Annotated in this window: 21 protein-coding genes, 5 tRNA genes and 1 other RNA gene; 20 read left to right on the top strand and 7 right to left on the bottom strand. The window is 55.0% G+C overall.

Annotation, left to right across the window (positions count from 1 at the left end; all coding sequences use genetic code 11):
• Window positions 1–8: 8 nt before the first annotated feature.
• A complete protein-coding gene (locus tag AB8804_RS10495; protein WP_371185716.1) occupies window positions 9–1,025 on the bottom strand; it encodes a phosphatidylinositol-specific phospholipase C in 1,017 nt (338 codons plus the stop codon).
• Between the two features lie 969 nt (window positions 1,026–1,994).
• On the opposite strand from AB8804_RS10495, the gene cydA reads away from it, so the two are divergent.
• The 19 genes from cydA (at window position 1,995) to pnuC (ending at window position 13,677) form a co-directional block, all read left to right on the top strand.
• A complete protein-coding gene (gene cydA / locus AB8804_RS10490) occupies window positions 1,995–3,563 on the top strand; it encodes a cytochrome ubiquinol oxidase subunit I (RefSeq protein WP_371185714.1) in 1,569 nt (522 codons plus the stop codon).
• A 15-nt stretch (window positions 3,564–3,578) separates the two neighbouring features.
• On the top strand, window positions 3,579–4,718 hold the full coding sequence (cydB, locus tag AB8804_RS10485; RefSeq protein ID WP_371185712.1) for a cytochrome d ubiquinol oxidase subunit II: 1,140 nt from the start codon (window positions 3,579–3,581) through the stop codon (window positions 4,716–4,718).
• A 14-nt stretch (window positions 4,719–4,732) separates the two neighbouring features.
• On the top strand, window positions 4,733–4,846 hold the full coding sequence (gene cydX / locus AB8804_RS10480; RefSeq protein ID WP_334407465.1) for a cytochrome bd-I oxidase subunit CydX: 114 nt from the start codon (window positions 4,733–4,735) through the stop codon (window positions 4,844–4,846).
• Window positions 4,846–5,136, top strand: a complete 291-nt coding sequence (gene ybgE, locus AB8804_RS10475; protein WP_112011463.1) for a cyd operon protein YbgE — start codon at window positions 4,846–4,848, stop codon at window positions 5,134–5,136. Before cydX ends, ybgE begins: the two co-directional genes overlap by 1 nt.
• A gap of 145 nt (window positions 5,137–5,281) precedes the next feature.
• Window positions 5,282–5,686 (top strand): tol-pal system-associated acyl-CoA thioesterase, encoded by a 405-nt coding sequence (ybgC, locus tag AB8804_RS10470; protein WP_371185708.1) that lies wholly within the window; start codon window positions 5,282–5,284, stop codon window positions 5,684–5,686.
• Window positions 5,683–6,375, top strand: coding sequence for a Tol-Pal system protein TolQ (gene tolQ, locus AB8804_RS10465; RefSeq protein ID WP_089598919.1), 693 nt, complete (start codon window positions 5,683–5,685; stop codon window positions 6,373–6,375). Before ybgC ends, tolQ begins: the two co-directional genes overlap by 4 nt.
• A gap of 3 nt (window positions 6,376–6,378) precedes the next feature.
• Entirely contained in the window at window positions 6,379–6,807 is a 429-nt protein-coding gene (gene tolR, locus AB8804_RS10460) for a colicin uptake protein TolR (protein WP_112011462.1), read from the top strand.
• Window positions 6,808–6,835: 28 nt separating this feature from the next.
• On the top strand, window positions 6,836–8,071 hold the full coding sequence (tolA, locus tag AB8804_RS10455) for a cell envelope integrity protein TolA (protein ID WP_371185705.1): 1,236 nt from the start codon (window positions 6,836–6,838) through the stop codon (window positions 8,069–8,071).
• 133 nt (window positions 8,072–8,204) lie between these two features.
• Window positions 8,205–9,497, top strand: a complete 1,293-nt coding sequence (gene tolB, locus AB8804_RS10450; protein WP_371186028.1) for a Tol-Pal system beta propeller repeat protein TolB — start codon at window positions 8,205–8,207, stop codon at window positions 9,495–9,497.
• A gap of 34 nt (window positions 9,498–9,531) precedes the next feature.
• Window positions 9,532–10,053 (top strand): peptidoglycan-associated lipoprotein Pal, encoded by a 522-nt coding sequence (gene pal / locus AB8804_RS10445; RefSeq protein ID WP_003858578.1) that lies wholly within the window; start codon window positions 9,532–9,534, stop codon window positions 10,051–10,053.
• 9 nt (window positions 10,054–10,062) lie between these two features.
• The gene (gene cpoB / locus AB8804_RS10440; protein WP_371185696.1) at window positions 10,063–10,851 is read left to right on the top strand and encodes a cell division protein CpoB; all 789 of its coding nucleotides are present in this window, start codon (window positions 10,063–10,065) and stop codon (window positions 10,849–10,851) included.
• Between the two features lie 161 nt (window positions 10,852–11,012).
• Window positions 11,013–11,088, top strand: a tRNA-Lys gene (locus AB8804_RS10435).
• Window positions 11,089–11,115: 27 nt separating this feature from the next.
• Window positions 11,116–11,191: transfer RNA gene (locus AB8804_RS10430), tRNA-Val, on the top strand.
• A 3-nt stretch (window positions 11,192–11,194) separates the two neighbouring features.
• Window positions 11,195–11,270: transfer RNA gene (locus tag AB8804_RS10425), tRNA-Lys, on the top strand.
• Between the two features lie 50 nt (window positions 11,271–11,320).
• Window positions 11,321–11,396, top strand: a tRNA-Lys gene (locus tag AB8804_RS10420).
• A 29-nt stretch (window positions 11,397–11,425) separates the two neighbouring features.
• Window positions 11,426–11,501: transfer RNA gene (locus AB8804_RS10415), tRNA-Lys, on the top strand.
• Window positions 11,502–11,530: 29 nt separating this feature from the next.
• Window positions 11,531–11,658, top strand: a non-coding RNA gene (locus AB8804_RS10410) — RtT sRNA.
• A 233-nt stretch (window positions 11,659–11,891) separates the two neighbouring features.
• Complete coding sequence (nadA, locus tag AB8804_RS10405; RefSeq protein ID WP_371185694.1) at window positions 11,892–12,935, top strand: quinolinate synthase NadA; 1,044 nt, start codon at window positions 11,892–11,894, stop codon at window positions 12,933–12,935.
• 22 nt (window positions 12,936–12,957) lie between these two features.
• A complete protein-coding gene (pnuC, locus tag AB8804_RS10400) occupies window positions 12,958–13,677 on the top strand; it encodes a nicotinamide riboside transporter PnuC (RefSeq protein WP_371185692.1) in 720 nt (239 codons plus the stop codon).
• On the opposite strand, the gene zitB is transcribed toward pnuC, so the two are convergent.
• Together zitB and AB8804_RS10390 are read right to left on the bottom strand one after the other, a co-directional pair.
• The gene (gene zitB, locus AB8804_RS10395; RefSeq protein WP_371185690.1) at window positions 13,674–14,606 is read right to left on the bottom strand and encodes a CDF family zinc transporter ZitB; all 933 of its coding nucleotides are present in this window, start codon (window positions 14,604–14,606) and stop codon (window positions 13,674–13,676) included. The genes pnuC and zitB overlap by 4 nt on opposite strands.
• Before the next feature lie 107 nt (window positions 14,607–14,713).
• On the bottom strand, window positions 14,714–15,073 hold the full coding sequence (locus AB8804_RS10390) for a protein YbgS (RefSeq protein ID WP_371185688.1): 360 nt from the start codon (window positions 15,071–15,073) through the stop codon (window positions 14,714–14,716).
• A 305-nt stretch (window positions 15,074–15,378) separates the two neighbouring features.
• Here AB8804_RS10390 and aroG point away from each other — a divergent pair, with 305 nt between their 5' ends.
• Window positions 15,379–16,431 (top strand): 3-deoxy-7-phosphoheptulonate synthase AroG, encoded by a 1,053-nt coding sequence (gene aroG, locus AB8804_RS10385; RefSeq protein WP_371185685.1) that lies wholly within the window; start codon window positions 15,379–15,381, stop codon window positions 16,429–16,431.
• Between the two features lie 60 nt (window positions 16,432–16,491).
• Here the strand turns inward: aroG and gpmA are convergent, their stop codons facing one another.
• From gpmA to galT, 4 genes are all read right to left on the bottom strand, one after another.
• The gene (gpmA, locus tag AB8804_RS10380; protein WP_112011453.1) at window positions 16,492–17,244 is read right to left on the bottom strand and encodes a 2,3-diphosphoglycerate-dependent phosphoglycerate mutase; all 753 of its coding nucleotides are present in this window, start codon (window positions 17,242–17,244) and stop codon (window positions 16,492–16,494) included.
• A gap of 227 nt (window positions 17,245–17,471) precedes the next feature.
• Window positions 17,472–18,518: a galactose-1-epimerase gene (galM, locus tag AB8804_RS10375; protein WP_371185682.1), complete on the bottom strand. Its 1,047-nt coding sequence runs from the start codon at window positions 18,516–18,518 to the stop codon at window positions 17,472–17,474.
• Window positions 18,512–19,660, bottom strand: a complete 1,149-nt coding sequence (gene galK, locus AB8804_RS10370; RefSeq protein WP_371185679.1) for a galactokinase — start codon at window positions 19,658–19,660, stop codon at window positions 18,512–18,514. Before galK ends, galM begins: the two co-directional genes overlap by 7 nt.
• 3 nt (window positions 19,661–19,663) lie before the next feature.
• Window positions 19,664–20,710: a galactose-1-phosphate uridylyltransferase gene (gene galT / locus AB8804_RS10365; RefSeq protein ID WP_371185677.1), complete on the bottom strand. Its 1,047-nt coding sequence runs from the start codon at window positions 20,708–20,710 to the stop codon at window positions 19,664–19,666.
• Between the last annotated feature and the right edge of the window lie 7 nt (window positions 20,711–20,717).

Genomic DNA, 20,717 nt, shown 5'->3' with positions numbered 1-20,717 from the left:
CTTTTTTTTTAGAAGCTGTTTTTATTGATGATGGCGCGAATTAACCCTTTGCCCGGGAAATCGGCGGCAACGATCCCTGTGCGCTGAACATAATTATTGTTCAGATAGTTGCGGGTCAGCGTGTTGGTGCCTTCAAACGCGATCGTACAGATACGGATAAAGCAGCTAACCCGTGGGAAATCAGGGTATCTGTGTTTCCATCCCGGCGTGGTCAGGCCCGTTGAGAGGCGCGGTGCCGATGTGCCTGCGCTGGAGTGGCCGCTGGCAACAAAATAGGGAAGCGATCCCCCCGCTGCGCTCAGATAGTTAATGGAGATATCACCGTAATTTTGATTATCGTTAATAAACTTTTTAACTTTTTCCCATTTACCGTAGAGATCCCAGTTTGAACCTAGGGACCAGGCATCCTGCATTTCGATGCTATTTAAACGACGAGATGCAACGGGAGTACGGCCGGTACTTTCAAAATTATCCCAAATAATAAAGACTTTTCCGCGCACCTGATTAAGCGTAGGGTCGTAAAGATAACCATAATCGGACAGGAACGTATTTTGGTACGTTGAAATATAGCTATCCATGGTTTCGCTGATGCTTCGGGTGTTATTCGACGGGGAATACTCTTCGCGAAGACGCATCACCACGGTTTCGCCGCGATGCTGTTGCAGGAAGGCCGACACCGATTTCATTACGTCATCAAAGTTAAGATTTTGATATTTCACTCCGTGATGAATAGCAAAAGCATTATCGATGTGCCGCACCCGAATATCCAGATAGCGGATCCCCGCGTTAAGCTGCTGTGGAATGGTCATGACCTGGTTGGCGATGGCATCTCCACCGTGGCGTGAGCCTGAATCATGCGTGCCTGGGATGCTCAGTCTTGAAAGGGGCAGGTTGCCAGGAAGGCGGGCCATCCAGTCGGTCTGGGTATAATCCATAATTGCCGCATCGTGACTATAGGCATCGTCATTATGCGCAAATGCGGTCGTGCTTATTAATAAAGCACCGAGCAGAGGTAAGTATTTCATATAGTAATAACTCATTGAGTGGATAAAAGTGTAAAAAACTAATTATTTCAGTAATAAATTACTCCCACAAGATAAGCTGGCCTAAATAAATTCTTAATAGATGATTGTTGTTAATTTATTAACCGCAGGGTTGCGGGCTTTTGTGGTTAATTTGCGCAAACCTATAATTTGAATTTATCAATAAAAGGGCGTTTTTATTTTCAAGTAACTTATTACACCGCAATCATTTGAATGGTAAATAATTCCCCCCGTCTGCCCGGCACGCTTTTTTGCTGCAATTATTTTTCAAGCTGATAATAGTTTCAGCCCCGCAGCTCGAAGAAAGCAGACGATTCGCAGCGAGAGTAGCGAAACACGGAAAAAGTGTCCCTCCCTGGCTGGTTTACCGATCGTGAACACGGGGAGCGAGGGGAGGGGGATCTGTGCAGGAGGGCGACAGGATGGTTTTTTTAATGTTGAGGGTGCGATGAGGGGATATTGATCGCGTCGTTAAGGTAAATCACCTTTATCTAAACTTGCATCAAATTTGGCAACCTGAACAACCTTTGTGTATACATATAATTAACATGGTTTTCACTAAAATCACCGTACTTAAACTTTGTTAACAATGTCGGTCTTTTTTGATTTAAATCAATGTTTAATTCTTGGAAAAACGAGTCGAAAAGCGCTAAATTGTTCCCGATCAAAATGGCCGAAAAGTGGTGATTTTGCTATAAATTGATCGTCGTCGAAAAACGTAAATGTGATTCAATAAAAACCTGTTTATTGTAAGGGTTTTGCAGCGTATTATATTTACGGGATCAATTTGAGTTTTTTATTAACCTATTTGTAACCTGTCGTGATTGTTTTTATCCTCCCTCAGGCTAAATACGGCGATATGGATGCGAATAATTTGTATTGGGGCATGCGTGTGGATCTCTGTAACGGGGTTCACTCTCGGAGTCTTCATGCGATGAGCAAGGAGTCATAATGTTAGACGTAGTCGAACTGTCGCGCTTACAGTTTGCCTTGACCGCGATGTACCACTTCCTGTTTGTGCCGCTGACGCTGGGTATGGCGTTCCTGCTGGCCATCATGGAAACGGTTTACGTCCTCTCGGGCAAACAGATTTATAAAGATATGACCAAGTTCTGGGGCAAGTTGTTTGGTATCAACTTCGCGCTGGGCGTGGCCACCGGTCTGACCATGGAGTTCCAGTTCGGGACTAACTGGTCCTACTATTCCCATTACGTGGGGGATATCTTCGGTGCGCCGCTGGCTATTGAAGGTCTAATGGCCTTCTTCCTCGAATCCACCTTTGTAGGTCTGTTCTTCTTCGGCTGGGACCGTCTGGGCAAAGTCCAGCATATGGCGGTCACCTGGCTGGTCGCATTAGGCTCTAACCTGTCCGCGCTGTGGATCCTAGTGGCGAACGGCTGGATGCAGAACCCTATAGCGTCTGATTTCAACTTCGAAACCATGCGTATGGAGATGGTCAGCTTTGCCGAGCTGGTGCTGAACCCGGTCGCACAGGTTAAATTCGTTCACACCGTTGCCTCTGGCTACGTTTGCGGCGCGATGTTCGTTCTGGGCATCAGCTCCTACTACATGCTGCGCGGTCGTGACTTCGCCTTCGCTAAGCGTTCTTTCGCCATTGCCGCAAGCTTCGGTATGGCTGCGATTCTGTCTGTTATTGTTCTGGGTGATGAATCCGGTTACGAAATGGGCGACGTGCAGAAAACCAAGCTGGCCGCGATTGAAGCAGAGTGGGAGACCCAACCGGCTCCGGCTGCGTTCACCCTGTTCGGCGTTCCGGACCAGGATGCGCAGGAAAACCGCTTTGCCATTCAGATCCCTTACGCGCTGGGCATCATCGCGACGCGTTCTGTTGATAAGCAGGTCACGGGTCTGAAAGAGCTGATGGTCCAGCACGAAGAGCGTATCCGTAACGGTATGAAAGCGTACTCGCTGCTTGAGCAGCTGCGTGCGGGTTCAACCGATCAGGGCATTCGCGATCGATTCAACGACGTGAAGAAAGACCTGGGCTACGGTCTGCTGCTGAAACGCTATACCCCGAACGTCTCTGACGCGACGGAAGCGCAGATTCAGATGGCCACCAAAGACTCCATTCCACGCGTTGCGCCGCTGTACTTTGCGTTCCGCATCATGGTGGGCTGCGGCATCATTATGCTGCTGATCATTGCGGCGTCCTTCTGGTCCGTCATCCGTAACCGTATCGGCGAGAAGAAATGGCTGCTGCGCACCGCGCTGTACGGTATCCCGCTGCCGTGGATTGCTATCGAGTCCGGCTGGTTTGTGGCGGAATACGGCCGTCAGCCGTGGGCAATCGGTGAGGTGCTGCCAACCGCGGTAGCGAACTCTTCCCTGACGGCAGGCGATCTGATCTTCTCTATGCTGCTGATCTGTGGTCTGTACACCCTGTTCCTGGTGGCTGAACTGTTCCTGATGTTCAAGTTCGCGCGCCTTGGCCCAAGCAGCCTGAAAACCGGTCGCTATCATTACGAGCAGTCCACTGCGACTACTCAGCCGGCACGCTAAGACAGGAGTCATCAAATGATCGATTATGAAGTATTGCGTTTTATCTGGTGGCTGCTGGTCGGTATTCTGCTGATCGGTTTTGCGGTTACCGACGGTTTCGACATGGGGGTGGGCATGCTCACCCGCTTCCTCGGTCGTAATGACACCGAGCGTCGAATCATGATCAACTCCATCGCCCCGCACTGGGACGGTAACCAGGTGTGGCTGATCACCGCTGGCGGCGCGCTGTTCGCGGCCTGGCCGATGGTCTACGCGGCTGCGTTCTCCGGTTTCTACGTGGCGATGATTCTGGTGCTGGCGTCTTTATTCTTCCGTCCGGTGGGCTTTGACTACCGCTCCAAGATTGAAGACACCCGCTGGCGCAACATGTGGGACTGGGGCATCTTCATCGGTAGCTTCGTTCCACCGCTGGTGATTGGCGTGGCGTTCGGTAACCTGCTGCAGGGCGTACCGTTCCACATCGATGAATACATGCGTCTTTACTACACCGGTAACTTCTTCCAGCTGCTAAACCCGTTTGGCCTGCTGGCGGGCGTGGTGAGCGTGGCGATGATCATCACTCAGGGCGCGACCTACCTGCAAATGCGCACCGTTGGCGAACTGCACCTGCGCTCTCGCGCAACGGCGCAGGTTGCTGCGCTGGTGACGCTGGTCTGCTTCGCGCTGGGCGGCGTGTGGGTCATGTACGGTATCGACGGCTATGTGGTGACGTCTGCTATCAATCATGCTGCACCGTCTAATCCGCTGACCAAAGAAGTGGCGCGTCAGGCGGGAGCATGGCTGGTGAACTTCAACAATACTCCTGCGCTGTGGGCAATCCCGGCTCTGGGCGTGCTGCTGCCGCTGCTGACCGTGCTGACCTCGCGCCTCGAAAAAGGCGCTCTGGCGTTCGTGTTCTCTTCGCTGACTCTGGCGTGCATCATCCTGACGGCGGGTATCGCGATGTTCCCATTCGTGATGCCGTCCAGCACCATGATGAATGCTAGCCTGACCATGTGGGACGCGACCTCCAGCCAGCTGACGCTGAACCTGATGACGTATGTTGCCTGCGTGTTCGTACCGATTATTCTGCTGTACACCAGCTGGTGTTACTGGAAAATGTTCGGTCGTATCACGAAAGAAGACATCGAAAGCAACACCCACTCTCTGTACTAAGTAAGGAGCTAAATATGTGGTACTTCGCATGGATTTTGGGGACGCTTCTTGCCTGTGCATTTGGCATCATTACCGCCCTGGCGCTTGAGCACGTTGAAGCGTCAAAAGCAGGTGAAGAAAAGCACTGATGAATATCATTGCGACACTTTACCGTGTCATGGACAAGCGCCCGTTACGGGCGCTTTCTTTAATCATGGCGCTTCTGTTAGCAGGTTGTATCTTTTGGGATCCGTCGCGCTTCGCGGCAAAGACCAGCGAGCTTGAAATCTGGCACGGTTTTCTCATTATGTGGGCAGTCTGTGCGGGCGTGATCCACGGCGTGGGCTTTCGTCCGAAAGCGCTGCACTGGCAGGGGATTTTCTCGCCGCTGATTGCCGATCTGGTACTTCTTGCAGGGCTGATTTTCTTTTTCTTCTGAATAAGAAATGTCCGTTAATCCTATGGGCTTACCCGAGCCCATAAAAATTTACTCTCCGTTTACTTTCTCCCATTCCAAACCATCATTCCCGCGCGTATAGTAGCGAAGTTTAAACGCTCTCTTTGTTGCATTACTGGGATGTAAAGTGAATACAACGCTGTTTCGATGGCCGGTACGTGTCTACTATGAAGACACCGACGCCGGTGGTGTGGTCTACCACGCCAGCTACGTTGCTTTTTATGAACGGGCACGCACAGAGATGCTGCGCCATCACCACTTCAGCCAGCAGGTGCTGTTGGCTGAGCGAGTTGCCTTCGTGGTACGCAAGATGACGCTTGAGTATTTTGCGCCTGCCAGACTCGACGATATGCTCGAAGTCCAAACAGAAATTACAGCAATGCGCGGAACCTCGCTGGTTTTCACGCAGCGAATAGTCAACGCAGAGAACGCCGTACTGAACTCAGCTGAAGTACTGATTGTCTGTGTTGATCCAACCATAATGAAGCCTCGTGCGCTTCCTAAGTCCATCGTCGCGGAGTTTAAGCAGTGACTGACATGAATATCCTTGATTTGTTCCTGAAGGCGAGCCTTCTGGTTAAACTTATCATGTTGATTTTGATTGGTTTTTCAATCGCATCCTGGGCCATCATCATCCAGAGAACGCGCATCCTCAACGCCGCTGGCCGTGAAGCTGAAGCGTTCGAAGACAAGTTCTGGTCCGGTATCGAACTTTCTCGTCTGTATCAGGAAAGCCAGGGGCGTCGTGATAACCTTTCCGGCTCCGAACAGATTTTCTACAGTGGATTCAAGGAGTTTGCTCGACTTCACCGCGCGAACAACCACGCGCCGGAAGCGGTTGTTGAAGGGGCATCGCGTGCGATGCGGATCTCGATGAACCGCGAGCTGGAAACCCTTGAGACGCACATTCCTTTCCTTGGCACCGTAGGTTCCATCAGTCCGTATATCGGTCTGTTCGGTACGGTGTGGGGGATCATGCACGCCTTTATCGCCCTGGGTGCGGTGAAGCAGGCGACGCTGCAGATGGTTGCGCCAGGTATCGCAGAAGCGCTGATTGCGACCGCGATTGGTCTGTTCGCCGCTATCCCGGCCGTTATGGCCTATAACCGTCTGAACCAGCGCGTGAATAAACTGGAACTGAATTACGACAACTTTATGGAAGAGTTCACCGCGATTCTGCACCGTCAGGCGTTTACCAGCACCGAGAGCAACAAGGGGTAAACCATGGCCAGATCGCGTGGACGAGGTCGTCGCGAGCTCAAGTCCGAAATCAACATCGTTCCGCTGCTGGACGTGCTGCTGGTACTGCTGCTGATCTTTATGGCCACAGCGCCCATCATCACTCAGAGCGTCGAAGTTGATCTGCCGGACGCGACAGAATCACAGGCGGTAAGCACCAATGACGATCCTCCGGTCATCATTGAGGTTTCCGGCATAGGTCAGTACAGCGTGGTGGTAGAGAAAGATCGTATGGATCAGCTGCCGCCGGAGCAGGTGATTGCTGAAGCGCAACGTCGCCTGGAGTCAAATCCGAAGACGGTCTTCCTCATCGGTGGCGCGAAAGATGTGCCTTACGATGAAATTATTAAAGCGCTGAATTTGCTACATAGCGCGGGCGTTAAGTCAGTTGGCTTAATGACTCAGCCTATTTGATCATCTGCGTAGTTTTTGGGAACCGATAGTGTCAAAGGCAACCGAACAGAACGACAAGCTTAAGCGAGCGATAATCGTCTCCGCCGTGCTGCACGTGATTCTTTTTGCGGCGCTGATCTGGAGTTCGTTCGACGAGCACATTGATGCATCCGCGGGCGGTGGGGGAGGTTCCTCCATCGATGCCGTTATGGTGGATCCCGGTGCGGTCGTTCAGAACTATAATCGCCAGCAACAGCAGCAGGCGAGTTCGAAACGTGCTGAAGAGCAGCGTGAAAAACAGGCGCAGCAGCAGGCTGAGGAGCTGCGTGAAAAGCAGGCCGCAGAGCAGGAACGCCTAAAGCAGCTGGAAAAAGAACGTTTGCAGGCGCAGGAAGCGGCGAAAGAGCAGGCGGAGCAGCAGAAACAGGCTGAAGCCGCAGCGAAGCAGGCGCAGGAACAGCAGAAGCAGGCGGAAGAGGCGGCAGCGAAGGCGGCGGCAGATGCCAAAGCGAAAGCGGACGCCCAGGCTAAACTGGCTGCAGACGCGGCGAAGAAAGCCGCTGCCGATGCGGCGAAGAAAGCTGAAGCGGAAGCCGCGAAGAAAGCCGCTGCCGACGCCCAGAAAAAAGCCGAAGCTGAAGCATCTAAAAAAGCCGCTGCTGATGCACAGAAAAAAGCGGAAGCCGAGGCGGCGAAAAAGGCCGCTCAGGAAGCCGAGAAGAAGGCTGCCGCGGAAGCGGCGAAGAAAGCCGCTGCTGCCGAGAAGGCCGCCGCTGAAAAAGCGGCAGCTGCCAAGGCTGCTGCTGCAGAAAAAGCCGCTGCGGACAAAAAGGCTGCCGCGGATAAAGCGGCTGCTAAAAAGGCTGCCGCGGCAGAAAAAGCCGCTGCTGCTGCCGGCGTCGACGATCTGCTGGGCGATCTGAGCTCTGGTAAGAATGCGCCGAAAACGGGCGGTGGCGCGAAAGGAAACAACGCAGCGCCGGCCGGAAGCGGTAACACTAAGAGTAACGGTGCATCGGGGGCGGAAATCAACGGCTATGCTTCACAGATAAAATCCGCGATTGAAAGCCGATTTTATGATGCGTCGTCCTACACCGGTAAAACGTGTACGCTGCGGATAAAACTGGCCCCGGACGGTATGCTGCTTGATATTAAGTCTGAAGGCGGCGATCCGGCCCTGTGTACTGCAGCTCTGGCTGCGGCACGGCAGGCAAAGATGCCGAAACCACCGTCTCAGGCCGTGTATGAAGTCTTTAAAAACGCACCGCTGGACTTCAAACCTTAAGTCACGGTTTCCTTCTGCAAGCGGGAAACGTTGACCAGGCGGAGTCTCAGGGTTCTGGTAGTTTTGTCTATTTGAGTTTGTTAACATTCTGCTAAATTATCGTGGGTAAGGTTACCCAGATAAGGGAGATATGATGAAGCAGGCATTACGTGTAGCATTTAGTTTCTTAATGCTGTGGGCAGCTGTGCTGCATGCAGAAGTACGTATCGAAATCACCCAAGGGGTGGATTCGGCACGCCCAATCGGTGTCGTTCCGTTCCAGTGGGCTGGCCCTGGTGCCGCGCCTGAAGATATCGGCGGCATTGTTGCGGCTGACCTGCGTAACAGCGGTAAATTCAACCCGTTAGATCGTTCTCGTCTGCCGCAGCAGCCGGGCACCGCGCAGGAAGTCCAGCCTGCCGCATGGTCCGCGCTGGGCATTGATGCCGTTGTTGTCGGGCAGGTAACGCCTGCGCCAGACGGCGGCTACAACGTGGCGTATCAGCTGGTGGATACCGGCGGGGCGCCGGGTACCGTACTGGCTCAGAACACCTACAAAGTGAACAAACAGTGGCTGCGCTATGCGGGCCACACCGCGAGTGATGAAGTGTTTGAGAAGCTGACCGGTATTAAAGGCGCGTTCCGCACCCGCATCGCGTACGTTGTTCAGACCAACGGCGGCCAGTTCCCGTATGAGCTGCGCGTTTCTGACTACGATGGCTACAACCAGTTCACCGTTCACCGTTCACCGCAGCCGCTGATGTCTCCGGCGTGGTCTCCGGACGGCTCTAAGCTGGCCTACGTGACCTTCGAAAGCGGCCGTTCCGCGCTGGTTATCCAGACGCTGTCTAACGGTGCCGTTCGTCAGGTTGCCTCGTTCCCGCGTCACAACGGTGCGCCTGCGTTCTCTCCGGACGGTTCTAAACTGGCCTTCGCCCTGTCAAAAACCGGCAGCCTGAACCTGTACGTGATGGATATTGGCTCTGGTCAGATTCGTCAGGTAACGGATGGTCGCAGCAACAACACCGAGCCAACCTGGTTCCCGGACAGCCAGAACCTGGCGTTCACCTCTGACCAGGCGGGTCGTCCGCAGGTTTATAAAGTTAACGTAAACGGCGGTGCACCGCAGCGTATCACCTGGGAAGGTTCTCAGAACCAGGATGCTGACGTGAGCAGCGACGGTAAAACAATGGTCATGGTAAGTTCTGCGGGAGGTCAGCAGCACATTGCCAAACAAGATCTGGTAACGGGCGGCGTGCAAGTGCTTTCGTCAACGTTCCTGGATGAAACGCCAAGTCTGGCACCTAACGGCACTATGGTAATCTACAGCTCTTCTCAGGGGATGGGATCCGTGCTGAATCTGGTTTCTACAGATGGGCGTTTCAAAGCGCGTCTTCCGGCAACTGATGGACAGGTAAAATCACCTGCCTGGTCGCCGTATCTGTAATAATAATTAATTGATTACTAAAGGAATCTTAGAAATGCAACTGAACAAAGTGCTGAAGGGGCTGATGATCGCTCTGCCTGTAATGGCAATCGCAGCGTGTTCTTCTAACAAGAACGCAAGCAATGACCAGAGCGGCGAAGGCATGATGGGTGCCGGCACCGGTATGGACGCTAACGGCAATGGCAACATGTCTTCTGAAGAGCAAGCGCGTCTTCAGATGCAGCAGCTGCAGCAGAACAACATCGTTTACTTCGATCTGGATAAATACGACATCCGTTCTGACTTCGCTGCGATGCTGGATGCTCACGCTAACTTCCTGCGTAGCAACCCGTCTTACAAAGTCACCGTAGAAGGTCACGCGGACGAACGTGGTACGCCAGAGTACAACATCTCCCTGGGTGAACGTCGTGCTAACGCCGTTAAGATGTACCTGCAGGGTAAAGGCGTTTCTGCTGATCAGATCTCCATCGTTTCTTACGGTAAAGAAAAACCTGCAGTACTGGGTCACGACGAAGCGGCATACTCCAAAAACCGTCGTGCCGTACTGGTTTACTAAGAGAATGGCATGAGCAGTAACTTCAGACATCATCTGTTGAGTCTGTCGTTACTGGTTGGAATAGCGGCCCCCTGGGCCGCTTTTGCTCAGGCACCAATCAGTAGTGTCGGCTCAGGCTCGGTAGAAGACCGGGTCACTCAACTCGAGCGTATTTCTAACGCTCACAGTCAGCTTTTAACTCAACTCCAGCAGCAACTTTCCGATAACCAGAACGATATTGATTCTCTCCGCGGTCAAATCCAGGAAAGTCAGTATCAGCTTAATCAGGTTGTGGAACGTCAAAAGCAAATTTTGCTGCAGATGGATAGCCTGAGCAGCGGCGGTGCAGCAGCGCAGCCAGCAGCAGGCGATCAGAGCGGTGCGGCAGCGCCTGCTCCGGCAGCGGATGCTTCAGCATCGACAGGCGCGCCTGTGCAGAGCGGAGACGCGAATACGGACTACAACGCGGCCATTGCCCTGGTGCAGGACAAATCGCGTCAGGACGACGCTATCGCTGCGTTTCAGAGCTTTGTGAAGAAGTACCCTGATTCCACTTACCAGCCAAACGCGAACTATTGGCTTGGTCAGTTGAATTACAATAAGGGTAAAAAGGACGATGCGGCGTTTTATTTTGCCTCAGTGGTAAAAAATTACCCAAAATCGCCAAAAGCACCTGATGCGATGTTCAAGGTCGGCGTGATCATGCAGGACAAAGGTGACACGGCGAAAGCGAAAGCGGTCTATCAGCAGGTGGTTGCAAAATTCCCTGGCACCGAAGGTGCAAAACAGGCGCAAAAACGTCTGAGTTCGATGGGATGATTATCGCATGACCAGAAATCGCGTTATTTCTGGTCGTGCAGCATGATTCGTAAGCAGTTAAGTGATCTTCATCGAAATTTTTGTTGCGCTGAATTCTTAAACCAGTAATATATGCCGCCGTTGCCACGGGATATCAAACAACGTGAATGCAGCGCAAAAGTGGGTCGTTAGCTCAGTTGGTAGAGCAGTTGACTTTTAATCAATTGGTCGCAGGTTCGAATCCTGCACGACCCACCACTTAAAGCAGTTCCGGTAGTTCAGAGTGGGTGATTAGCTCAGTTGGTAGAGCATCTCCTTTACACGGAGGGGGTCGGCGGTTCGAGCCCGTCATCACCCACCACTCGGGTCGTTAGCTCAGTTGGTAGAGCAGTTGACTTTTAATCAATTGGTCGCAGGTTCGAATCCTGCACGACCCACCAATCTTTTGATTGGTACCGAGTAAAATTATCTTCGAAGTTAGCACCCGAATGGGTCGTTAGCTCAGTTGGTAGAGCAGTTGACTTTTAATCAATTGGTCGCAGGTTCGAATCCTGCACGACCCACCACTTCGAAGAAAAGCAGTAAATCCCGCAAGGGGTCGTTAGCTCAGTTGGTAGAGCAGTTGACTTTTAATCAATTGGTCGCAGGTTCGAATCCTGCACGACCCACCAATGTAAAAAGGCGCCCTAAAGGCGCCTTTTTGCTATCTGTAATATGAAAGATTCGAACCTGCAGCAGGTTCGAGCCGAACGCAGTGAGGCACCGGAGCCGTTTAGGGCGACGGCCCGAAGGGCGAGGGGAAGCCGAGTCATCCTGCACGACCCACCAATGTAAAAAGGCGCCCTAAAGGCGCCTTTTTGCTATCTGTCATTCATAAACCTGCCTTGTAGGTCGGGTAAGGCGAAGCCGCCACCCGACAGATGCCACGCGCATCTATTTCCGATGACTTTTCCACTCAACTTCGCTATCTTGTTTAGTATAAAAAACACCATTGCCAATTACTTTGCAATTTCAAGCAACACAAAGGCAATATTGTTAAGCCAGTAAAACGAGAAGCCATCATGAGCGTGATGTTCGACCCTGAAGCCGCAATTTATCCCTTCCCGCCCAAGCCCGCGTCGCTGAGCCTGGACGAAAAGCAGTTTTACCGTAAAAAAATCAAACGCCTTCTCACGGAGCGTGACGCGGTGATGGTGGCCCACTACTACACCGATCCGGAGATCCAGCAGCTGGCGGAAGAGACGGGCGGCTGCATTTCCGATTCCCTCGAGATGGCGCGCTTTGGCGCAAAACATCCTGCCTCGACGCTGCTGGTGGCGGGCGTGCGCTTCATGGGGGAAACGGCAAAGATATTAAGCCCGGAAAAAACCATTCTAATGCCCACGCTGAACGCCGAGTGTTCCCTCGATCTCGGCTGCCCGATTGAGGCGTTCAGCGCATTCTGCGACGCGCATCCTGACCGTACCGTCGTGGTCTACGCCAATACTTCGGCCGCCGTGAAGGCGCGCGCCGACTGGGTTGTGACCTCCAGCATCGCCGTTGAGCTGATTGAGCACCTGGACAGCCTGGGCGAGAAAATTATCTGGGCTCCCGATCGTCACCTGGGGAACTACGTTCAGAAGCAGACCGGTGCGGATGTACTCTGCTGGCAGGGGGCCTGCATCGTTCACGATGAATTTAAAACGCAGGCGCTTTCGCGCATGAGGGCGCTCTACCCGCACGCGGCTATCCTTGTCCATCCTGAATCGCCGCAGGCGATTGTCGATATGGCCGATGCGGTTGGCTCAACCAGCCAGCTAATCAGCGCTGCCAAAACGCTGCCGCATAAGCAGCTTATCGTGGCGACCGATCGCGGCATTTTCTACAAGATGCAGCAGGCCGTGCCGGAAAAAGAGCTTCTGGAAGCGCCTACGGCCGGCGAAGGGGCGACGTGCCGCAGCTGCGCCCACTGCCCGTGGATGGCGATGAACGGCCTTAAGGCCATCGCTGAGGGGCTGGAGAGCGGCGGCGCGGCGCATGAGATACCCGTGGACGCCGCGCTGCGAGAAGGCGCGTTAATTCCGCTTAACCGCATGCTGGATTTTGCGGCTACACTACGTACTTAATTCAACAGGTTCCGGGGAAAAGATGGATTTTTTTAGCACACAGAACATTCTGGTTCACATACCGATAGGCGCGGGTGGCTATGACCTGTCATGGATTGAGGCCGTGGGCACGCTGGCGGGGCTGCTCTGCATCTGGCTGGCGAGCCTCGAAAAAATCAGCAACTACGCGTTTGGATTACTCAACGTGACGCTGTTTGCGATCATTTTCTTCCAGATCCAGCTGTACGCCAGCCTTCTTCTTCAGCTGTTCTTCTTTGCGGCGAATATCTACGGCTGGTACGCCTGGTCGCGCCAGAACAACCAGCAGGAGGCAGAGCTGCAAATCCGCTGGCTGCCGCTGCCGAAGGCCATCGCCTGGCTGGCTGCCTGCGTGGTCGCGATTGGGCTGATGACGGTGTTCATCAATCCGGTATTTGCTTTCCTGACCCGCGTTGCGGTGGCGGTCATGTCCGGCCTGGGAATGAACGTTACGATGCCCGAGCTTCAGCCCGACGCTTTCCCGTTCTGGGATTCGTGCATGATGGTGCTGTCGATTGCGGCGATGGTGCTGATGACGCGCAAATACGTCGAGAACTGGCTGCTGTGGGTCATCATTAACGTCATTAGCGTTGCGATCTTTGCGCTGCAGGGCGTCTATGCGATGTCGCTCGAGTATTTGCTGCTTACCTTCATTGCGCTGAACGGCAGCCGCATGTGGATTAAAAGCGCGCGCGAGCGTGGCTCCCGCGCGCTGTCGAGCTAGTGGTGGTGATGATGTGAATGGCCGGGCTGCGGCTCGTTGAGGCGGCAGTCCGGTCCGCTACACGCCTGATACTCCATCTGAACGGTGGAGTGCGAAACGTCGTAGTGATGCTCTAAGAAGTGCTGAATACGTTCCAACAGCGCGTCGTGATCGTGCGGTGGAATGACCTGCACGTGCAGCGTCATAACGGGCTTCTCGCCCACCAGCCAGACGTGAACGTGGTGAACGTTGCGCACTTCGGGAATGGAGCGGCACAGGTTGCGCTTAAGCTCGCCAATATCCATCGATGACGGCGCACCTTCCAGCAGCTCGTTGACGCTCTCTTTGAGCAGCTGCCAGGCGCTGCGCAGAACGAGGCACGACACTAGCACGGACAGAATCGGATCGACCGGCGTCCAGCCGGTGCCCAGAATCACCAGCGCGGCGACAATCGCCCCCACCGAGCCCAGCAAATCGCCCAGCACGTGCAGCGCGGCCGCGCGAACGTTCAGGTTCTTCTCTCCGCTGCCGCGGTGCAAAATCCAAAACGACAGAATATTCGCCAGCAAACCCGCTACGGCGATGACCATCATCGTGGCCCCCGCGACGGGCTGCGGATGCCTGAAGCGCTGAATAGCTTCCCAGACGATAAGTATCGTGATTACGACCAGGGCAATTGCGTTGACGAAGGCGGCGAGGGTGGTAAGCCTGATCCAGCCAAAGGTATGGCGCGCATTCGGCGGGCGACGGGAAAACTGCACGGCCAGCAGTGCGAAGAGCAGCGCGGCGGCGTCGGTGAGCATATGCCCGGCGTCTGCGAGCAACGCCAGCGAGCCCGAGATGAATCCGCCAATGACCTCGACGATCATAAAGGTGGCGGTAACGCCAAAGGCCAGCATCAGCCGTTTGGCATTGTCGTCACCGGCTGAAGGAGTGTGGGAGTGCGCCATAGCATCGTTCCTGATACGTCATTTTTGTAAGTGTAGATTTTTTAATATTTTGCACAAAAAAGAAAGGAGGGCATCAGCCCTCCTTTTTAACGTATTCCACGCGGGAATTATTGCGTTGTACCGTCCGTTTTAGTGTCGGCATCCGCACCGACTTTGTCATTCGGGTTTGGGCATTTACCGTCTTTGCAGACGGAATTTTTATGAATCTCTTCTTTGGTCATACCATCGTGATTCATGCCCTTGGTGCCGTTACCGTCGGTATTAGTATTGCCAGTGTTGATGTTGCTGTTATCAACGTTGTTCGGGGCAATATTCTGTTTCGCATCAGGCGCAACCTGGCCTGCCGCCGCTGCGGCGTTGGCGTCACCGTTGCTGTCGGAAGCCCCCGTGTCTGCGGCAAGCACGCTGCCGCTGGCCAGGGTAAGGGTCGCTGTCAGGAAGAGTGTTGCCAGTTTCGTCATTTGCATGATGTTGCTCCTGTTGTGCTCGTTATGCTGGATAACATTTTCCAACTTGTGCATCACGTACGTTGGCGAAAGATCCCGCAGTTCTGATTTAAGTCAGAACGGAATCGCGTTAAAGCAATAATATTTAGCTGTTACCATTAAAAAGTTTAGAGTAGATCTCGTTTTTCGCTATTTTGTTGCGTTTTTTAGGCTAATTCCAGGAATTATCTGCCCGGAGTGTAAAAGCCCGTTTACACTCTCAGGCTGACAAGTTAGATTGAAAGGATTGCTTTCATTACTAAATATATGGCAGAGCCGGAAAGAAGATGAATTATCAGAACGACGATTTACGCATCAAAGAGATCAATGAGTTATTACCTCCTGTAGCACTCCTTGAAAAATTCCCCGCCACGGAAAATGCGGCAAACACGGTGTCCCACGCGCGCAAAGCGATCCACAAGATCCTGAAAGGGAGTGACGATCGTCTGCTGGTGGTGATTGGTCCGTGCTCAATTCACGATCCGGCCGCGGCAAAAGAGTACGCGGCCCGCCTGCTTACCCTGCGTGAAGAGCTAAAGGATGAGCTGGAAATCGTGATGCGCGTCTACTTCGAAAAGCCGCGTACCACGGTCGGCTGGAAGGGGTTAATTAACGACCCGCACATGGATAACAGCTTCCAGATTAACGACGGCCTGCGCATTGCGCGCAAGCTGCTGCTGGAAATTAACGACAGCGGCCTTCCGGCGGCCGGTGAGTTCCTGGACATGATTACGCCACAGTACCTGGCGGACCTGATGAGCTGGGGCGCAATCGGCGCGCGCACCACGGAATCTCAGGTACACCGCGAGCTGGCGTCCGGCCTCTCCTGCCCGGTTGGCTTCAAAAACGGCACCGACGGCACCATCAAGGTGGCGATTGACGCCATCAACGCGGCGGGCGCGCCGCACTGCTTCCTCTCCGTGACCAAGTGGGGCCATTCTGCCATTGTGAACACCAGCGGGAACGGCGACTGCCACATCATCCTGCGCGGCGGCAAAGAGCCGAACTACAGCGCAAAACACGTCGCGGAAGTGAAAGCAGGGCTGGAAAAAGCCGGTCTCGCGGCGCAGGTGATGATCGACTTCAGCCACGCCAACTCCAGCAAGCAGTTCAAAAAGCAGATGGACGTGGGTACGGACGTTTGCCAGCAAATTGCCGGCGGGGAAAAGGCGGTCATCGGCGTGATGATTGAAAGCCATCTGGTGGAAGGTAACCAGAACCTGGAAGGCAGCGAGCCGCTGGTCTACGGTAAGAGCGTTACCGACGCCTGCATCGGCTGGGACGATACCGACAGCCTGCTGCGCCAGCTGGCGAACGCGGTAAAAGCGCGTCGCGGCTAGGGCTGCTGCGGGAAATAAAAAAGCGCGGAAGGCTCCGCGCTTTTTTTATGCCTGCGAAAATTACTTCGCTTTACCCTGGTTCGCTACCGCCGCCGCTTTCGCTGCGATCTCGTCGGCGTTACCCAGATAGTAATGTTTGATTGGCTTGAAGTTTTCGTCGAACTCATACACCAGCGGTACGCCGGTTGGGATGTTCAGTTCGAGGATTTCGTCTTCACCCATGTTGTCCAGGTATTTCACCAGCGCGCGCAGGGAGTTACCGTGAGCGGCGATGATAACGCGCTCGCCGCTTTTCAGGCGTGGCAGAATGGTTTCGTTCCAGTAAGGCACAACGCGGTCGATGGTCAGCGCCAGGCTCTCGGTCGTTGGCAGCTCGGCGTCGGTGAGCTTCGCGTAGCGCGGATCGTGGCCCGGGTAGCGCTCGTCGTCTTTGGTCAGCTCTGGCGGGGTCACCGCAAAGCCGCGACGCCACTGTTTAACCTGCTCGTCACCGTATTTTTCAGCGGTTTCGGCTTTGTTCAGGCCCTGCAGCGCGCCGTAGTGGCGCTCGTTCAGTTTCCAGGATTTTTCAACCGGCAGCCATGCCTGATCCAGCTCGTCCAGCACGTTCCACAGGGTGTGGATGGCACGTTTCAGCACGGAGGTGTAAGCAAAATCAAAGCTGAAGCCTTCAGCCTTCAGCAGTTTGCCCGCTGCTTTTGCTTCGCTCACGCCTTTCTCGGACAGATCAACGTCGTACCAACCGGTGAAGCGGTTTTCGTTGTTCCACTGGCTTTCGCCGTGGCGCACCAGTACCAGCTTAGTAATAGCCATCTCTTACTCCTCAAGCATTTTTAGAATGATAACAATTCTCATTATATTGCCGTGACGGTGCCAGCGGCAACGCTTACCCCTAACCATAGCGAAAATAGTTCCTGAGTGTAAGGTGCTTGTGAATCCAGGGTTATGATTTTGTCTGCGATCGGCGCTATTTTCAGCAGGGCGAGCAGAAAAAAAGCCCTCGCGATGAGGGCCTGGTTTTTATGCCGGATGACGCTTCGCTATTCGGCCCGCGGAATGAAATGATACTCGGTGACGCTCACGTACTCTTCGCCCGGGCGCAGCACGCAGTCCGGCTGCGGCCATTCCGGGTGATTTGGGCTGTCCGGGAGAAACTCGCTTTCCAGCGCGATGCCCTGCCAGTCGCTGTACTCGTCGTGCTCGCGGGCAATCGTACCGCCGAGATAATTCCCGGAGTAAAACTGCAGGGCAGGAGCCGTGGTGTAGACCGTCATCTGCAGCTTCTCATCGGCAGACCAGACGTGCGCGGCAGGCGCGGAGAGATCGCCTTTCGCCTGCAGCAGGAAGGCGTGGTCGTAGCCCTTCATTTTGCGCTGATCGTCGTCGCTCAGGAAATCCTGGGCGATAGGTTTTGCGCTGCGGAAATCAAAGCTGCTGCCGCTGACCGATTTTAGCCCCTGATAAGGAATGCCCGTCTCGTCCACCGGCAGGTAGGCGTCGGCCAGAATCTGCAGCTTGTGGTTACGCACGTCGCACTGGCTGCCGTCGAGGTTGAAGTACGCGTGGTTGGTCAGATTAACCGGGCACGGCCTGTCGACCTTCGCGCGGTATTCAATGCGAATGCGGTTATCTTCGCTCAGCGCAAAGCATGCGGTCGCGGTAAGGTTGCCCGGATATCCCTGATCGCCGTCGAGCGAATCGAGGGAGAAAATCACCTCGCCGTCGTTTTGCTGGACGATACGCCAGCGGCGCTTATCAAATCCTTCCGGCCCGCCGTGCAGCTGGTTTTCACCCTGGCTCGGCGTGAGGGCGTAGCTCACGCCGTCAAGCTCAAAGCGGCTGTTGGCGATGCGGTTGGCGTAGCGGCCAACGGACGCGCCGAGAAAAGCGGACTGCTCGATATACTGCTCCGGCGACGCGCAGCCGAGCAGGGTTTCACGCACGCTGCCGTCGGGCATCGGCACGCGTGCGGAAAGCAGCGTGGCGCCCCAGTCCATCAGGGTAACCACCATCCCCGCGCCGTTGCGCAGGGTTAACAGGCGATACGGCAGTCCGTCCGGTGCGAGGGTAGGCGTTTCGTTTAGCACTGTCCGGCTCCTTGTGATGCTTTGCAAACGTAGAAGGTTTCTTTGATACCGGTTTTGGCCTCGTACTGTTTCGCCACCGCATCCTGAACGGCGGGAACCAGCTCTTCCGGCACCAGCGCCACGATGCAGCCGCCGAAGCCGCCGCCGGTCATGCGCACGCCGCCTTTCTCGCCGATGGTCGCTTTGACAATTTCAACCAGGGTATCGATTTGCGGAACGGTGATTTCAAAATCATCGCGCATCGAGGCGTGGGATTCCGCCATCAGCTCGCCCATGCGTTTGAGATCGCCTTTTGCCAGCGCGGACGCGGCTTCAACGGTACGGGCATTCTCCGTCAGCACGTGACGAACGCGCTTCGCCACAACCGGATCCAGCTCGTGCGCCACCTTGTTAAATTCATCAAGCGAGACGTCGCGCAGGGCGGGCTGCTGGAAGAAGCGCGCGCCGGTTTCGCACTGCTGGCGGCGGGTGTTGTACTCGCTGCCCACCAGCGTGCGCTTGAAGTTGCTGTTGATGATAATGACGGCAGCGCCCTTCGGCAGCGGAACGGCCCTGGTGCCAAGCGTACGGCAGTCAACCAGCAGCGCGTGCTCTTTCTTACCCAGCGCGGAGATCAGCTGGTCCATAATGCCGCAGTTGCAGCCCACGAACTGGTTTTCCGCTTCCTGGCCGTTCAGCGCGATCTGCGCCCCGTCCAGCGGCAGATGATACAGCTGCTGGAACACGGTGCCGACGGCAACTTCTAAAGAGGCGGACGAACTCAGGCCCGCGCCCTGCGGCACGTTGCCGCTGATAACCAGGTCTGCGCCGCCGAAGTTCTTGTTACGCTTTTGCAGGTGTTTCACCACGCCGCGCACGTAGTTAGACCACTGCTGGTCGGCGTGGGTCACGATCGGCGCGTCGAGCGAAAATTCGTCGATTTCGTTGTCGTAATCCGCCGCAATGACGCGGACGTTGCGGTCGTCGCGCTTTGCACAGCTGATGACCGTCTGGTAATCAATGGCGCAGGGCAGCACAAAGCCGTCGTTATAGTCGGTGTGTTCACCAATCAGGTTAACGCGGCCGGGGGCCTGAATGACGTGGGTGGCAGGGTAGCCGAATTTTTCAGCAAACAGGGATTGTGTTTTCTCTTTCAGACTCATTTATTAGGCTCCTGATTCGCGATAGTGGACGTCGCTGACGGCGCGCAGACGCTCTGCGGCCTGTTCTGCCGTCAGGTCGCGCTGGGTTTCCGCCAGCATTTCGTAGCCCACCATAAATTTACGCACCGTTGCCGAACGCAGCAGCGGCGGATAGAAATGGGCGTGCAGCTGCCAGTGCTGATTCTCTTCACCGTTGAACGGCGCGCCGTGCCAGCCCATGGAGTAGGGGAAAGAGCACTGGAAAAGGTTGTCATAGCGGCTGGTCAGCTTTTTCAGCGCCAGCGCCAGATCGTCGCGCTGCGCGTCGCTGAGATCGGTAATGCGCTTCACGTGCGCCTTCGGCAGCAGCAGCGTTTCAAACGGCCAGGCCGCCCAGTAGGGCACCACGGCAAGCCAGTGCTCGGTTTCAACAACCGTACGGCTGCCGTCGGCCAGCTCGCGCCGGGTGTAATCCACCAGCATCGGCGAGCCGTTTTCCGCGAAGTACGCTTTTTGCAGGCGGTCTTCGCGTTCGGCTTCGTTAGGCAGGAAGCTGTTCGCCCAGATTTGACCGTGCGGGTGCGGGTTGGAGCAGCCCATCGCCGCGCCTTTGTTCTCAAACACCTGCACCCACGGGTAGCTCTGGCCCAGCTCCGCCGTTTGCGCCTGCCAGGTGCTGACCACCTCCTTCAGCGCGTCGACGCTCAGCTCCGGCAGCGTTTTGCTGTGGTCCGGCGAGAAGCAGATCACGCGGCTGGTGCCGCGCGCGCTTTCGCAGCGCATCAGCGGGTCGTCGCTTTGCGGCGCGTCCGGCGTGTCCGTCATCAGCGCGGCAAAATCGTTGGTGAAAACGTAGGTGCCTTTGTAGTCCGGGTTAACGTCACCGGTGACGCGCGTGTTGCCCGGGCAGAGGAAGCAGTCCGGATCGTGCTGCGGCAGCGTCTGTTTTGCAGGCGTCTCCTGCGCCCCCTGCCAGGGGCGCTTGGCGCGATGCGGAGAAACTAAAATCCATTGCCCGCTAAGCGGGTTAAAGCGACGATGCGGGTGATCGACGGGGTTGAATTGCGTCATGACGGAT

Source organism: Enterobacter sp. KBR-315C3_2022 (assembly GCF_041399425.1).
GTDB lineage: Bacteria > Pseudomonadota > Gammaproteobacteria > Enterobacterales > Enterobacteriaceae > Enterobacter.
This window is presented reverse-complemented; position numbering and strand designations above follow the sequence as displayed.